General features: G+C 62.8%; 15 protein-coding genes. 7 read left to right on the plus strand and 8 right to left on the minus strand.

The features are described 5' to 3' along the window. Positions 1 to 35: 35 nt before the first annotated feature. From ABQM86_RS14375 to ABQM86_RS14390, 4 genes are all read right to left on the minus strand, one after another. Positions 36 to 203, minus strand: a complete 168-nt coding sequence (locus ABQM86_RS14375; protein ID WP_089595685.1) for a DUF3117 domain-containing protein — start codon at positions 201 to 203, stop codon at positions 36 to 38. A gap of 226 nt (positions 204 to 429) precedes the next feature. Continuing rightward, positions 430 to 1647, minus strand: coding sequence for a hypothetical protein (locus tag ABQM86_RS14380; protein WP_280628018.1), 1218 nt, complete (start codon positions 1645 to 1647; stop codon positions 430 to 432). Between the two features lie 77 nt (positions 1648 to 1724). Beyond that, positions 1725 to 2057: a DivIVA domain-containing protein gene (locus ABQM86_RS14385; RefSeq protein ID WP_207594104.1), complete on the minus strand. Its 333-nt coding sequence runs from the start codon at positions 2055 to 2057 to the stop codon at positions 1725 to 1727. Between the two features lie 26 nt (positions 2058 to 2083). Further along, on the minus strand, positions 2084 to 2923 hold the full coding sequence (locus tag ABQM86_RS14390) for a TIGR00730 family Rossman fold protein (RefSeq protein WP_207594105.1): 840 nt from the start codon (positions 2921 to 2923) through the stop codon (positions 2084 to 2086). A gap of 163 nt (positions 2924 to 3086) precedes the next feature. Between ABQM86_RS14390 and ABQM86_RS14395 the strand changes: the two genes are divergently transcribed. The 4 genes from ABQM86_RS14395 (at position 3087) to ABQM86_RS14410 (ending at position 6426) form a co-directional block, all read left to right on the plus strand. Beyond that, positions 3087 to 3842, plus strand: a complete 756-nt coding sequence (locus tag ABQM86_RS14395) for an amino acid ABC transporter ATP-binding protein (RefSeq protein ID WP_026539964.1) — start codon at positions 3087 to 3089, stop codon at positions 3840 to 3842. Between the two features lie 75 nt (positions 3843 to 3917). Beyond that, complete coding sequence (locus tag ABQM86_RS14400; RefSeq protein WP_207594106.1) at positions 3918 to 4793, plus strand: glutamate ABC transporter substrate-binding protein; 876 nt, start codon at positions 3918 to 3920, stop codon at positions 4791 to 4793. A 92-nt stretch (positions 4794 to 4885) separates the two neighbouring features. After that, positions 4886 to 5536 carry an amino acid ABC transporter permease gene (locus ABQM86_RS14405; RefSeq protein WP_280623179.1) on the plus strand — a complete coding sequence of 217 codons (651 nt, stop codon included), beginning with the start codon at positions 4886 to 4888 and terminating at the stop codon, positions 5534 to 5536. Next, positions 5533 to 6426, plus strand: a complete 894-nt coding sequence (locus ABQM86_RS14410; RefSeq protein WP_089595690.1) for an amino acid ABC transporter permease — start codon at positions 5533 to 5535, stop codon at positions 6424 to 6426. The genes ABQM86_RS14405 and ABQM86_RS14410 overlap by 4 nt, the downstream gene beginning before the upstream one ends. A 74-nt stretch (positions 6427 to 6500) precedes the next feature. Here ABQM86_RS14410 and dapE read toward each other — a convergent pair whose 3' ends face one another. Further along, positions 6501 to 7625 (minus strand): succinyl-diaminopimelate desuccinylase, encoded by a 1125-nt coding sequence (gene dapE / locus ABQM86_RS14415; protein ID WP_207594108.1) that lies wholly within the window; start codon positions 7623 to 7625, stop codon positions 6501 to 6503. An 85-nt stretch (positions 7626 to 7710) separates the two neighbouring features. Here dapE and dapD point away from each other — a divergent pair, with 85 nt between their 5' ends. Together dapD and ABQM86_RS14425 are read left to right on the plus strand one after the other, a co-directional pair. Then, positions 7711 to 8736, plus strand: a complete 1026-nt coding sequence (dapD, locus tag ABQM86_RS14420; protein WP_089595692.1) for a 2,3,4,5-tetrahydropyridine-2,6-dicarboxylate N-succinyltransferase — start codon at positions 7711 to 7713, stop codon at positions 8734 to 8736. A 13-nt stretch (positions 8737 to 8749) separates the two neighbouring features. Beyond that, complete coding sequence (locus ABQM86_RS14425) at positions 8750 to 9592, plus strand: hypothetical protein (protein ID WP_207594110.1); 843 nt, start codon at positions 8750 to 8752, stop codon at positions 9590 to 9592. A gap of 6 nt (positions 9593 to 9598) precedes the next feature. On the opposite strand, the gene ABQM86_RS14430 is transcribed toward ABQM86_RS14425, so the two are convergent. Next, positions 9599 to 10210 (minus strand): hypothetical protein, encoded by a 612-nt coding sequence (locus tag ABQM86_RS14430; RefSeq protein ID WP_207594111.1) that lies wholly within the window; start codon positions 10208 to 10210, stop codon positions 9599 to 9601. Between the two features lie 113 nt (positions 10211 to 10323). After that, the gene (locus tag ABQM86_RS14435; protein ID WP_369744749.1) at positions 10324 to 10950 is read right to left on the minus strand and encodes a TetR/AcrR family transcriptional regulator; all 627 of its coding nucleotides are present in this window, start codon (positions 10948 to 10950) and stop codon (positions 10324 to 10326) included. A gap of 80 nt (positions 10951 to 11030) precedes the next feature. On the opposite strand from ABQM86_RS14435, the gene galE reads away from it, so the two are divergent. Beyond that, positions 11031 to 12086 (plus strand): UDP-glucose 4-epimerase GalE, encoded by a 1056-nt coding sequence (gene galE, locus ABQM86_RS14440; protein ID WP_207594113.1) that lies wholly within the window; start codon positions 11031 to 11033, stop codon positions 12084 to 12086. 134 nt (positions 12087 to 12220) lie between these two features. Here galE and ABQM86_RS14445 read toward each other — a convergent pair whose 3' ends face one another. Then, on the minus strand, positions 12221 to 13504 hold the full coding sequence (locus ABQM86_RS14445) for a citrate synthase (RefSeq protein ID WP_090818059.1): 1284 nt from the start codon (positions 13502 to 13504) through the stop codon (positions 12221 to 12223). Positions 13505 to 13602 lie beyond the last annotated feature (98 nt).

The raw sequence follows: 13602 nt of genomic DNA on the forward strand, positions 1-13602 counted from the left end.
AGGGCCCCGGCTCAGCCGGGCCCTGCTTGGTAAATCTATCCAGTCACGCCTACGAGGCATTCCTTGAGGTTCTCCGCCTCAGCGGCGTTGAGCTCGACCACAAGCCGTCCCCCGCCTTCGAGCGGCACACGCATGATCAGGCTGCGTCCCTCTTTGGTCACTTCCATCGGGCCGTCGCCAGTACGTGGTTTCATCGCCGCCATTAGGAAAATCCCCTCCATTTGTCCCAAGTCACGCCCAACCCGGCCGGGCTGGATCCGCGTCGCAATTGCAGCCGGCGGCAACGCTTGGGAGGCCGCCTTGGCCGGGCACTTTTAGGTGCTTTATCCTTGCTCTTGGTCCATTATCCCGTACTTAACCGTCCGTAGCGAATCAGCACGCCATTTGTCCGGCCTTTGTACATATTGCCATTCCCGGCAAAGCTGCACGTCAGGGCGGATAGTCGCCTCCCCCGGGCAGCTGGGCCCACGCCCACAGCCATACCACCCAGACAATCTGGAGCAGGATGAACATGGCCACCACGGTTCCCCGGTACGCCTTGGATTTGGACAGCAGGGCTGCACCGAGCGCCAGCGGAAACAGCGGCAGGAGCATACGGAAGGTGCTGGTTTGCGGGTGCAGGAAAACCAGCAGATAGCCCATGTAACAGGCACACCACAGCCGCAACTCCATTCCAATTGCCCGGACCGGCCTGGACATCATCACCAGCACAAACACTCCGGTGAAAACGAAGGGAGCCAGCACTCCCAGCACCGGCCCGAACAACATCCGGCCAGTATCAAACCAGGGCTTGAAGGGAACAAGGTCGTGACCACGCCACGCCGTTTCAGTACGGGTGTAGGCCGCCGGATCCCCTGTCACGGCCCAGGCAATGGCAGGCCATGCCAAGGCCGCAAGACCCGTGGCGAACACGAGGACTGCCAGTGATACCAGGCTGCGCGTCGACGTCGGGTCCGTTGCCTTGCCGGCATGTCCAGCAGTGCCAACCGCCGGCAGCGCCATAGGTGCCTCCCGGAACCGTTGCCACAACCGCCACAGGAACAGCAGCCCCAGCATGGCGGCAAACGGCACGCCGGTGGGCCTGGACAGGCACATCAGGAGCACCACGGGAATGGCCGTAAAGTAGTGGCGCCTGACCACAAGGAGCATTGACGATGCCAGAAGCAGCAGGTTCAGCGATTCGGCATAGGGGACCTGCAGGATGGGAGACACAGGGAACGTGGAAACGAAAATGACGCCCCACATGGCGGTACGCCGGCCCGCGAACTCCCGGAAGAGCAGGTAAATGACCAGCGCCGCACCGAGGCCCGCCAGCATTGCAATGGCCGTGAGGGCGGGCAAAGTCCCCATCCCGGTGATGGCGGACAAGCCCCGGCCCAGGAAGGGAAACAGTGCGTAGAAGGCCCAGGCATTCTCCTTGACGACGCCGTTGGCGTCCACGGGGAGCTCTGCAGGATAGCCCTTGTCCGCCGCCTCCTGGTACCAGCGCCCGTCCCAAATGGTGATGAAGTTCCAGTAATCCGGCGCCGGCGGAAACCACGGGTTGGTGCCTTGGTGGATGGCTGCGGCCATGAAGATACACGCGCTGACGAGCCTGGCCACCACGAAGAGCAATGAAACCTGGAGCCACCATGGCCACACCGACATCCGTGCGGCCAGGGCTGAGGCAGAGTTCGAAATCCGTTCCGTGGGCCCTTGCCCGGCCTTGCTCCCGGTCTGTGGACTCACGGCTTGATCCGGCCGGGTTCGCCGTCCTCAAGTCGCGGCTGCGCCTGCGCGCTGAGCCGTTCGATCTCCTGGTCTTTGGCATGCAACTGGTCCCGAAGGTCATCAAGGACCTGGTCAACCTGGTCCATGCGGTATCCCCTCAACCCCAAGGCGAAACGCAGGGAATCGACGTCGGACGGCTTGGCCTTGGACGGCAGCACCACCGGAGGCAGGCCGGCTACGGGGTCGTCAAGGCCAGCGCCGATCGAGCGTCCCCGGACCATCCCGGCTCCGAGGTACAACACAGCGCCGATGAGGACAATCGCGAGAAACACCAGGAAAAAGCTCACAGGTCCATCGTGCCAGAAACTGCCGGCTATTCCGGGCGCTGGTTGCCGTTGGGAGTGGGAGGGAGCGGCGCCCCGTGCAAAACGCGGTGAACGGCGTCCGCGGGGTCATCCACCAGTTGGATCAGGTCAAGGTCCTTTTCGGACACCATTCCCTCCGCCACCAGGGTCTCCCGGATCCACTCAATCATGGGCCCCCAGAACCTGACCCCCAGAAGCACGATGGGGAACGATGTCACCTTGCGGGTCTGGACCAACACCATGGCTTCGAACAGCTCATCGAGAGTCCCGAGGCCGCCGGGCAGGACGACGAAGCCCTGCGCGTACTTGACGAACATGGTTTTACGGGCGAAGAAATACCGGAAGTTGATGCCCAGGTCCACCCACTGGTTGAGTCCTTGCTCGAACGGCAGTTCGATGCCCAGGCCTACGGAGACCCCGTTGCCTTCCACGGCACCTTTGTTGGCCGCTTCCATGGAACCGGGACCTCCACCGGTGATCACTGCGACGCCGGCTTCGGCGAGCTTGCGTCCGACGTCCACGGCCATTTCGTAGTACTCGGTCCCAGGCTTTGTCCGTGCGGAACCGAACACGCTGACGGCCGGGCCCAGGTCAGCGAGCGCTCCGAAGCCCTCCACGAATTCGCTCTGAATCCTCAGGACACGCCAGGGATCAGTGTGGATGAACTGTCCGGCGCCACTCGTATCCAGCAAATGTTGGTCAGACATCCCCGTATCCGCTTGTTTACGGCGAAGCTCCAAGGAGCCCTTGTGCTTGGCCGGCGCGATCTCCGAGGGCAGGGGAACATGACTGGCCCTGACCTGGCCGTTGGCATCCGGGTGGGGTACTGGGTGCTGGCTGATGCTCATTGCCCAAGGCTAGCGCTTACAGCTGCCTGCTCCGTCGCTGCGACCCGGTTCTTGCATTGCAGTCTGGTATATCGCTGTGGGGCAGGTTTCTGTTCAGTCACGATCTTGGGGAAGTTGCCGTGACCGTGGTCATATTTGCTTCTTTGTTCGCTAGATTCGTCGTATGACTACTCAAGCGTCCGGCGATGCCCTCGTCTCCCTGAATGGCGTCAACAAGCATTACGGTCAACTGCACGTCCTCAAGGACATCAACCTTCAGGTCAAGAAGGGTGAGGTGGTAGTGGTAATCGGCCCCTCAGGTTCCGGTAAGTCCACACTCTGCCGTGCCATCAACCGTTTGGAAACCATCGACGACGGTGACATCGCCATCGACGGGAAGAAGCTTCCCGAAGAAGGCAAGGACCTCGCACACCTGCGTGCCGACGTCGGAATGGTCTTCCAGTCCTTCAACCTGTTCGCCCACAAGACGATTCTTGAGAACGTCACGTTGGGTCCCATCAAGGTCAAGGGTGTGGCCAAGGGCACGGCCGACAAGGAAGCCATGGCTCTCCTTGAGCGCGTTGGCGTTGGGCACCAGGCTCCCAAGCTTCCTGCCCAGCTCTCCGGTGGCCAGCAACAGCGTGTTGCCATCGCACGTGCTCTCGCCATGAAGCCTAAGGTCATGTTGTTCGACGAGCCGACGTCCGCGTTGGACCCCGAAATGATCAACGAAGTCCTTGACGTCATGATCCAGTTGGCAAAAGAAGGCATGACCATGATCGTGGTCACCCACGAGATGGGCTTTGCCCGCAAGGCTGCCGATCGTGTGGTGTTCATGGCTGACGGCCAGATTGTGGAAGACGCTACTCCCGAGGAATTCTTCACCAACCCGAAGAGCACCCGAGCCAAGGACTTCCTGTCCAAGCTTTTGACCCACTAGCTCTTGACCGCCCGCACCCAGGCCGTTAGAGACCGCACCCAGGCCGTAAGACGGCCAATCTATGAAAGGAATGTCATGAAGGCTTTCATTACCCGGAGGAAATCACTCCTGGTGGCCGCTTCCGCAGCCCTCGCCCTGTCGCTGAGCGCATGTGGCGGCGGCACCACCACCACTCCCCCGGTTGCTTCGGCGACCTTCGAGGCCGGCACCACCATGGAGAAGCTGAACAAGGCCCAGAAGATCACCATCGGCACCAAGTTTGACCAGCCGCTGTTCGGCCAGAAGGGCCTGGATGGCAAGCCTGTCGGTTTCGACGTCGAAATGGGCAAGGCGATCGCTGCCAAGCTGGGTATTCCCGCTGACAAGATCGAATGGGTAGAGACTGTCTCCCAGAACCGCGAATCGTTCATCGAGCAGGGCCGCGTTGACTTGGTCATCGCCACCTACACCATCAACGATGCCCGGAAGGAAAAGGTTGCCTTCGCCGGACCTTACTACGAAGCGGGCCAGGCACTCCTGGTGAACAAGGACGACACCTCCATCACCAAGCCTGAAGATGTCGCCGGCAAGAAGGTCTGCTCCGTCACGGGCTCCACCCCGGCAAAGACCATCGCCGAAAAGTACAACGCCGAGGTTGTTCCGGCTGCCACGTACACCGCTTGCCTGGAGCCGCTGCGCAACAAGCAGGTTGTTGCAGTAACCACGGACAACGTGATCCTCGCCGGTTACGTGGACAAGGAACCGGATGCCTTCAAGCTCGCTTCGGATGAGACCTTCACCAAGGAGCCTTACGGCATCGGCCTGAAGAAGGACGACACCGTTTTCCGCAACTGGATCAACGACCAGCTCGAGGCATTCCAGAAGGACGGCGACTACAAGAAGGCTTGGGAAGCCACTGCAGGCAAGGTCATCAAGACCACTCCTGAACTTCCTGCGATCAACCGCTACTAGTCGGGATCCGTTGACTGCCGCCGCCCAACCGGACGGCGGCAGTTGACGACTCCAGGACCCTGTTCCCTGATTAGCTGCAGCCAAAGGAAGCCATGGACGCCGTCATAGCAAGCCTCCCCGAATACTGGGACGGATTTCTCCGGACCCTTTATCTTTCCGTCATTTCAGGAATCATTGCCCTCGTTGTCGGCACACTCCTGGCGGCCATGAGGGTCTCCCCCGTGGCTGCACTCCGCGGTTTCAGCATGTTCTATGTTGAAGTCGCGCGTAACACCCCGTTGACCATCATTTTCTTCTTCGCAGCCATCGTTCTCCCCCGGCTGGGCGTCAAGTTCGAGCAATTCGAAGTGGCCGCCATCATCGCGCTGAGCAGCTACACGGCAGCCTTCATCGCCGAAGCAGTCCGTTCCGGTGTCAACAGCGTGCCCGTGGGCCAAGCAGAAGCTGCCCGGAGCATCGGCATGACCTTTACCCAGGTCCTGGGCTTCATTGTCCTTCCCCAGGCCGTCCGTACCGTCGTCCCCCCGTTGATCAACATCCTGATCGCCTTGGTCAAAAACTCTTCGGTGGCCGGCGCGTTCTTCGTCCTCGAGCTTTTCGGTTACGGCCGCCAGCTCTCCAACGACTACGGTGACCAAGTCCTGTGGATCCTGCTCGGGGTGGCCTTCTTCTACCTCCTGATCACGGTGCCCTTGGGCCTTCTGGCGCACTTTGTTGAACGAAAGGTGGCGATTGCCCGATGACCTCGGTCCTGTACGACGTCCCCGGGCCCAAGGCCCGCCTCTACTCGCTCCTGGGATCCGCAGCCGGAATCCTGATCATCCTTGGTGTCCTTGCCATCGCCGTCACCACGCTGGCACAGCAGGGCATCTTCGATGCAGACCGCTGGGAAATCTTCTACGGTCCCCTGGCCCCGGATGTCTGGAGCCTGATCGGCCAAGGCATCCTCTCGACGCTGGCGGCAGCCGCGGTCGCGGCAATCATCGCCTTCCCTCTGGGCATTGCTCTCTGCCTGCTGAGGATCTCCCTGATCGCCTGGATCCGCATCCCCACCCAGGTGGTCCTTGAGTTCCTCCGCGGCATGCCCGTGGTCCTCATGATGTTGTTTGTCCTGCTGGTCTTCGCCACGGGACAGTTCCAGGCCGTCGTCGTGGGCCTGGTCCTCTACAACGCCGCCATCTTTGCCGAAATCCTCCGTGCGGGCATCCAGTCGCTGCCCAAGGGTCAACGCGAGGCCGGACTGGCCATTGGCCTGCGGAGCTTCCAGTCGCGGATGTCCATCGAGTTCCCGCAAGCTGTCCGCCGGATGCTGCCATCGCTGGTCGCCCAGCTGGTGGTCCTGCTCAAGGACACCTCGCTTGGCTACATCGTGGGCTATGAGGAACTGCTGCGGAAGATCCAGATCATGGCCGACTTCCTGGGTCCGGACTTCCTGTTCCCGGCCTTCTTCGTCGGCGCGGCCATCTACATCCTGATCAACCTGACCGTGTCACGGATTGCGATCATGATTGAGCGCCGCGGTTCCAAGAAGGCCGCCGGCGGCGTGGCTCCGCCCAGTCTCCGGACCGGGCTCGTGGTGGGCGGTAACGACCCCATCGCCAAGGATTCCATCGAAGGCCCCAACAAGGCGTAGTCCTGCACCAACTCAAAGAAGGTCCGCAGCCACCAGGCTGCGGACCTTCTTTATGCTGCGGGGAAGCTCCTAAACTACGGCGCCAGCCACGTCCTGAGTGCCCGCAGGCACTCACGGATGGCATCGGCGTCGACGTGTTCGTTGTCCTTATGTGCCAGCAGCGGGTCGCCGGGTCCGAAGTTCACCGCCGGGATTCCCAGCTCGCTGAAACGCGCGACGTCGGTCCAGCCGTATTTGGGTTTGGGCTCGGCACCGACTGCGGCCACGAAGGATGCGGCCGCGGGATGGTTCAGACCGGGCCTGGCGCCGGCAGCAGCGTCGGTGCGGACGACGTCGAATCCTTCCAGGAGTTCCCGGACATGGGCCTCGGCCTGGTCCGGCGACTTGTCCGGGGCGAAGCGGTAGTTGATCTCCACCACGCACCGGTCCGGGATGACGTTGCCGGCTGTCCCGCCGTTGATCTTTACTGCGTTCAGGCTCTCGCGGTAATCGAGGCCGTCCACGTTGATGGTCTGCGGCTCGTAGGCGGCGAGCCGCGCCAGAATGGGGGCAGCACCGTGGATGGCATTGATGCCCATCCAGGCGCGGGCTGAGTGCGCCGTTTCGCCGATGGTAGTGGCCTCAAAACGGCTGGTCCCGTTGCATCCACCTTCCACCGTGCCGTGGGTCGGCTCAAGCAGGATGGCGAAGTCGCCCTGCAGCAGGTCACCGTGGTTGCGGACCAACCTGCCCAAGCCGCTCTTCACGGCTTCGACTTCCTCGTGGTCGTAGAAAACGAAGGTGACATCCTTGTCCGGTTCCCGGCCGTCGTCGAACATGGTCGCCGCGAGCGCCAGCTGCACAGCGACGCCACCCTTCATGTCCGTCGTCCCACGGCCGTACAGCACACCTTCGCCCGGAACGCCGGATTCCCACGTGGCTGGAACGGTGCCCAGCGAACCCTCCACGGTGGGCAGGGGCACGGTGTCCAGATGTCCTGCCAGGATGACCCGTTCGGGACGGCCAAGCTCGGTCCGGGCAATGATGGCGTCGCCGTCGCGGACCACCGTATAGGCGGGTATGGCCCGCAAGGCGGACTCGACGGCGTCGGCGAGCTCGGTCTCATTGCCGGACACGCTGTTGAAGTCGATGATCGCGGCGGTCAGCAGGGCAACGTCCTGGCGCAGGTCGAGGAGGGCGGGGGCTGGATTCAGGGTCACCCGTCCAGCCTAATGCCCGCAAATGCGACCTTTATGGCATGAGACGGGTTTTAACCGACCTCCGGGTGCTGGATACACTTGCCCCATGACTGAAACTGCTTCCTCTGCTGTGCCCACCGACGCGCCCGCCAACCTCCGATCAGCCTACGGATTCGGCCTCGCCACCATCGCTACCTCGGCTTCCGGGGAAGCAACCGTGCTGGATGTCTGGTACCCGGCTCCCGCATTGGGCGTTGCCGCCGAGACCCTGCGCGACGTTGAGAACGCCGATCCCGCGCTCACTGCACTGGCCAACGACGGCAAGGACGCCGACCGCGGTACGGAACAGAAAGTGGTTTTCGCCCAGATCGACCTCGACGCCGCCCCGGCAGACACCGCCGACGCGTACCTCCGCCTGCACCTCCTCTCGCACCGCCTGGTCAAGCCGAACAGCATCAACCTGGACGGCGTCTTCGGCAAGCTTCCCAACGTGGTGTGGACCAACTTCGGTCCGGCAGCCGTGGACGGCTTCGAACTGACCCGCGCCCGTCTTCGCAAGCGCGGCAACGTTGTGGTTTACGGCGTGGACAAGTTCCCGCGGATGGTTGACTACGTTGTCCCCACCGGTGTGCGCATTGCCGACGCCGACCGCGTCCGCTTGGGTGCACACCTGGCAGAAGGCACCACCGTGATGCACGAGGGCTTCGTGAACTTCAACGCCGGCACCCTGGGCACTTCCATGGTGGAAGGCCGTATCTCTGCCGGCGTCGTGGCCGGTGACGGCACTGATGTTGGCGGTGGAGCGTCCATCATGGGAACGCTCTCCGGTGGCGGCAAGGAAAAGATCGCCCTGGGCGAGCGTGTCCTCCTCGGTGCCAACTCCGGCGTTGGCATCAGCATCGGTGATGACTCCGTGGTGGAGGCCGGGCTGTACGTCACCGCCGGTACCCGCGTCCGCGTTCCGGGTCCCAAGGACGAGAACGGCGAGGACACCAGCAAGATCATCAAGGCCGTGGAGCTCTCCGGGGTCCCCAACCTGCTGTTCCGCCGCAACTCCACCACGGGCGGCGTGGAAGTTCTTCCGCGCAAGGGCCAGACGGTGGAGCTCAACGAGGCCCTTCACGCCAACTAGCAGGAGGACATCCGTGCGCCGGTTCCGCCGCGCCATCGTTGCGGTGCTGGCTTTGGCCCTCGTAGCAGGTGCCATCTACGCGATCGTTGCTGTGCTGCAGCGCTCCGAGACCTTGGTCACGGAGCGCTGCGTCGCAGTCGTCGGCTCTGAAAGCCACGAGCTCGCCACGGACCAGGCAGCGAATGCTTCCCTCATCACCGCCATTTCCGTCCAGCGTGGGCTGCCTCCCCGGGCTGCGAGCATTGCCCTCGCCACAGCCATGCAGGAATCCCGGATGCGGAACATCAACTACGGCGACGACGCCGGTCCCGACTCCCGCGGGCTTTTCCAGCAGCGGCCCTCGCAGGGCTGGGGCACTGAGGCTCAAGTCATGGACCCCGTCTATGCCGCCAATGCGTTCTTTGACGGCTTGGTCAAAGTCCCCGGCTACGAGTCAATGGAGATCACCCAGGCCGCCCAAGCGGTCCAACGATCGGCCTTCCCCCGCGCCTACGCGCAGCACGAAGGCATGGGCAGGGCCTTCGCTTCTGCACTTACAGGACATTCCGAGGCGGCGCTGAACTGCGAACTGCGCATGCCCGAAGCGGCCGGTGACCCTGCCGCCGTCGTCGATGAACTCACGACGGCGTTCGGCACCCAAGCGGCCACCGTTCAGGGGCGCTCGGTGCAGCTGGACATCACGGGGACGCAGGCATGGGCCGTCGCCCACTGGGCCGTGGCGAACGCCAAGACGCTGTCCATCACCCAGGTGGATGTGGGCGGCCGGGCCTGGAACCGGGAGAAGCGTGACGGATGGCAGGCCTCACCGGCTCCCTCCGGAGCGGTCACCATCACTGTCTCAGCCCCTGCCACCTGAGTTTTCTCAGGCGAGGATCTCCACCACCGGCTGGACGTAGCTCCGGAAGACGTCGGGCTCGGCCAACAGCCTGTGGCTCATAATCATCGTGCTGGGTTCCAGATACCACGCACGTGGTTCGTTCAAGGGGAGCTCAATGATGGTCAATTCGAAGTCGCGGGAACTGCGCCCGACTTCCAGCAGCCTGTCTTCCACCATCTCGTTGAGGACCTGGGTCACACCGTTGGCCTCACGGGCAGCTTCGAGGTCGGCGTACTCGTCGATCCTGTCAGTGGCCCATCCCAAAGCCGAGCCGAAGTGGGCCTGCAGGACACGTTGAAGTGCCGGCGAGTTGCCGAAGGCCTTAAAGCTGGGTGGCGCCAGTTCCGAGGCGGGCTTGGGGTAGGACTTCACCAGGCTTTCCCACCAGGCTTCCCACTCGGTCTTGAGGGCGTGGATACCCCCGACGTCGGAGGTCAGGTGGCTGTGGTCGGCATGCCGGACTTTGGGGGCTGCGTGGGACAGGCTGGGTTTGCCGGCACCATCCAGTCCGGCGACGTCCCGCAGGTACAGGGCGATGAGCATCGGCCCGGACGTGTCCATGGTGATGCGCCATCCCGGGCCGCCTGACTCGTGCATCCGAATTCCTCCCTTGGCAGGTTCCCGACATCTCCCAGTCTATTCCCGTTGGGTCTGGACGGTAGGGGCGTGGGGCATTTGCCTTGTGGCGGCACTGGTTGCCGGAGAAGCCCTTAGTGGGCAGCGGGCATCCCGGCCAGGGATCCCAGATGGGCGGTGAGGACGTCGCTGCACATCTCGGCCGTCATCCATTCGGGCTGCAACAGCGCGTGCATGCACAAGCCGTCCATGGTTGCCAGGAGCCGCTCCGCCTCCGTGACGAGGGTTTGTTGGGCCTCGGCTCCCCCGGGGCTCAGGTGCATGATCAAACGCCCGACGACGGCCGCTACAGTGCGGTGGCTGCGCCCGGCTTCGGCTGCGAGGACGGGCTTGATACGGGCTGCGTGCCTGAACGCCATCCATACGCACGCATCCACCGCGAGTTCCTCGTCCAGAGGCAGGAATTGGCCCAGTAGGTTCAATACTGCAGCTTGCTGTTCCGGACTGCCCGGCGCCTCTTGCTCGACAGCTGCCATTGATGATTCAAGCCGCCCCGCGATCCGGTCAATCACAGCACCAAAGGAAAACACCAGGAGGTCGTCGCTGCTGGCAAAATAGTGCCGGACAGAGCCCACTGCCAGTCCGGCCTCATCCGCTACTTCCCTGAGCGATGCCCGTTCCAAGCCATCGCTGGCAATGATCCGGAACACAGCTTGGACAACTTCCTGGCGCCGGGCTTCGGCATCAACAATTTTGGGCACCAGTAGTTTTTAGCACGAACGTGCTTCAACACCACTCAACACAGAGCGGCGTGGCTCCAATTTCCGCTAGCGTAGAGACCATGAAAATTCTTGTCACGGGTGGCACCGGCTACATCGGTTCCCACACCGTTTTGTCCCTTCAGGAAGCCGGCCACGACGTCGTCGTGCTTGATAACCTCGTGAACTCCAGCGAGGAATCCCTCCGCCGGGTTTCGGAGCTTACCGGCAAGACCGCGGCGTTCCACAAGGTTGACCTGGTGGATGAGCCCGCAGTTGAGGCCGTGTTCGACCAGCACCAGATCGACGCCGTGATCCACTTCGCTGGCTTGAAGGCAGTAGGAGAGTCCGTCCAGGAGCCCCTCGCCTACTACTACAACAACATCGTTGGCACCCTGAACCTGCTCCGCGCCATGGACAAGCACAATGTGCGCTCCATCGTCTTCAGCTCTTCAGCCACGGTGTACGGCGAGCACAACCCCATTCCGTACATCGAGAAGATGGAAATCGGTGCCAACAACCCGTACGGCCGCACCAAGGAACAGATCGAGGACATCCTCTCGGACCTGGGCAACGCGGACGACCGCTGGCATATCGCACTGCTGCGCTATTTCAACCCTGTGGGCGCACACCCGTCAGGCCGCATCGGCGAGGACCCCCAGGGGATTCCCAACAACCTCGTGCCGTTCATCGCCCAGGTGGCCGTGGGACGCCGCGAGAAGCTCATGGTCTTCGGCGGGGACTATGACACCCCCGACGGCACGGCACAGCGCGACTACATCCACGTGGTGGACCTGGCCGACGGCCACGTAGCAGCCCTGAACTATATCGCTGGGCGCCCGGGCGTCCGGCGCTGGAACCTTGGCTCCGGCCGCGGCTCCTCAGTACTGGAAGTGCTGCGCTCCTTTGAGAAGGCCGTCGGCCAGCCGATTCCGTACGAGATCACTGGCCGCCGTGCCGGCGACCTCCCCGCATTCTGGGCCGACGCTTCCTCCGCCCTGGCCGACCTCGGCTGGTCCACCACCAAGAACGTGGACCAAATGTGCGAGGACCACTGGCGCTGGCAGAAGAACAACCCCTACGGGTACAACGCCGCCGAGCCTGCCGCAGCCGGCAACGCCCAGGCGTCCGGCGCTTAGGCGACCAACCGCTGAGGCGACCCACCGCGGAGGCGACCAACGCCTCGGTAACCAACGCCTCGGTAACCAACGACGGCGGCCGCCCACCTCGCGCGAGGTGGGCGGCCGCCGTCGTTATTGACGATATTGCCGTATCAGTTGGCCGGGTAGTTACGCTCCGGCTCCCCTGTGTAGAGCTGCCGCGGGCGGCCGATCTTGGTCTGGGGGTCGTTGATCATTTCGCGCCACTGGGCAATCCAGCCCGGGAGGCGTCCGATGGCGAACAGAACGGTGAACATCTTCTCCGGGAAACCCATGGCCTTGTAGATGAGGCCGGTGTAGAAGTCAACGTTCGGGTAGAGCTTGCGCTGGATGAAGTAGTCATCAGCCAGGGCCTTCTCTTCGAGGCGCATGGCGATGTCCAGCAGTTCGTCGTTGCCGCCGAGCTTGCCGAGAACTTCGTGGGCCGTTGCCTTGATGATCTTGGCGCGGGGATCGTAGTTCTTGTAGACACGGTGTCCGAAGCCCATGAGGCGGACGCCGTCTTCCTTGTTCTTGACCTTCTCCATGTAGTCCTCGGGCTTGATGCCGTCGGCCTGGATCTGGCGGAGCATCTTCAGCACGGCCTCGTTGGCGCCACCGTGGGCAGGGCCGAAGAGGGCGTTGATGCCTGCGGACACGGAAGCGAAGAGGTTCGCGTTGGACGAACCCACCAGGCGAACGGTGGACGTGGAACAGTTCTGTTCGTGATCCGCGTGCAGGATGAGCAGGAGGTCCAGTGCCTTGACCACTACCGGATCCATTTCGTACTGCTCGGCGGGAAGGCCGAAGCTCAGTCGAAGGAAGTTCTCCACCAGGTTCATGGAGTTGTCCGGGTAGAGCATCGGCTGGCCGATGGACTTCTTGTGGGCGTAAGCGGCGATGACAGGCAGCTTGGCCATGAGGCGGATGGTGGAAACTTCCACGTGCTCCGCGTTGAACGGATCCAGCGAGTCCTGGTAGAACGTGGACAGCGCCGAAACAGCAGAGGAGAGCACCGGCATGGGGTGGGCGTCGCGCGGGAACCCACCGAAGAAGCCCTTGAGCTCTTCGTGCAGGAGCGTGTGGCGCCGGATCTTCTGATCGAATTCTTCCAACTCCGTGGGGGTGGGAAGGTTGCCGTAGATCAGCAGGTAGGAAACTTCGAGGAAGCTCGAGTGCTGCGCGAGCTGCTCAATCGGGTAACCGCGGTAGCGCAGGATGCCTGCGTCGCCGTCGATGTAGGTAATGGCCGAGGTGGTGGCCGCTGTGTTCATGAAGCCGGGGTCATAGGCAACGGCGCCCGTCTGCTTCAGCAGCTTGGAAACGTCGTAGCCTTCGTTTCCTTCTACAACCTGGATGCGCGGCAGTTCGAGTTCGCCGCCGGCATGGCGCAGTGTTGCGCTGGTGGTCTCAGTCATGGAGTCCCCTTCATGAGGCCTTTGGGCCTCTATCGAACGCTTGTCCAACCAACTTCTGGTGCCGCCGCCTTCGGCCCTACTGTTGCAGGGCTCCAACG

Source organism: Paenarthrobacter sp. AMU7 (assembly GCF_041200195.1).
Lineage (GTDB): Bacteria > Actinomycetota > Actinomycetes > Actinomycetales > Micrococcaceae > Arthrobacter.

Bases quoted from the DNA above. Each gene is read 5' to 3' on its own strand.
- ABQM86_RS14410 (WP_089595690.1), top strand. From the start codon at position 5,533: ATGACCTCGGTCCTGTACGACGTCCCCGGGCCCAAGGCCCGCCTCTAC.
- dapD (WP_089595692.1), top strand. From the start codon at position 7,711: ATGACTGAAACTGCTTCCTCTGCTGTGCCCACCGACGCGCCCGCCAAC.
- ABQM86_RS14400 (WP_207594106.1), top strand. From the start codon at position 3,918: ATGAAGGCTTTCATTACCCGGAGGAAATCACTCCTGGTGGCCGCTTCC.
- ABQM86_RS14430 (WP_207594111.1), bottom strand. From the start codon at position 10,210: ATGCACGAGTCAGGCGGCCCGGGATGGCGCATCACCATGGACACGTCC.
- ABQM86_RS14445 (WP_090818059.1), bottom strand. From the start codon at position 13,504: ATGACTGAGACCACCAGCGCAACACTGCGCCATGCCGGCGGCGAACTC.
- ABQM86_RS14395 (WP_026539964.1), top strand. From the start codon at position 3,087: ATGACTACTCAAGCGTCCGGCGATGCCCTCGTCTCCCTGAATGGCGTC.
- galE (WP_207594113.1), top strand. From the start codon at position 11,031: ATGAAAATTCTTGTCACGGGTGGCACCGGCTACATCGGTTCCCACACC.
- ABQM86_RS14405 (WP_280623179.1), top strand. From the start codon at position 4,886: ATGGACGCCGTCATAGCAAGCCTCCCCGAATACTGGGACGGATTTCTC.
- ABQM86_RS14390 (WP_207594105.1), bottom strand. From the start codon at position 2,923: ATGAGCATCAGCCAGCACCCAGTACCCCACCCGGATGCCAACGGCCAG.
- ABQM86_RS14375 (WP_089595685.1), bottom strand. From the start codon at position 203: ATGGCGGCGATGAAACCACGTACTGGCGACGGCCCGATGGAAGTGACC.
- ABQM86_RS14380 (WP_280628018.1), bottom strand. From the start codon at position 1,647: ATGTCGGTGTGGCCATGGTGGCTCCAGGTTTCATTGCTCTTCGTGGTG.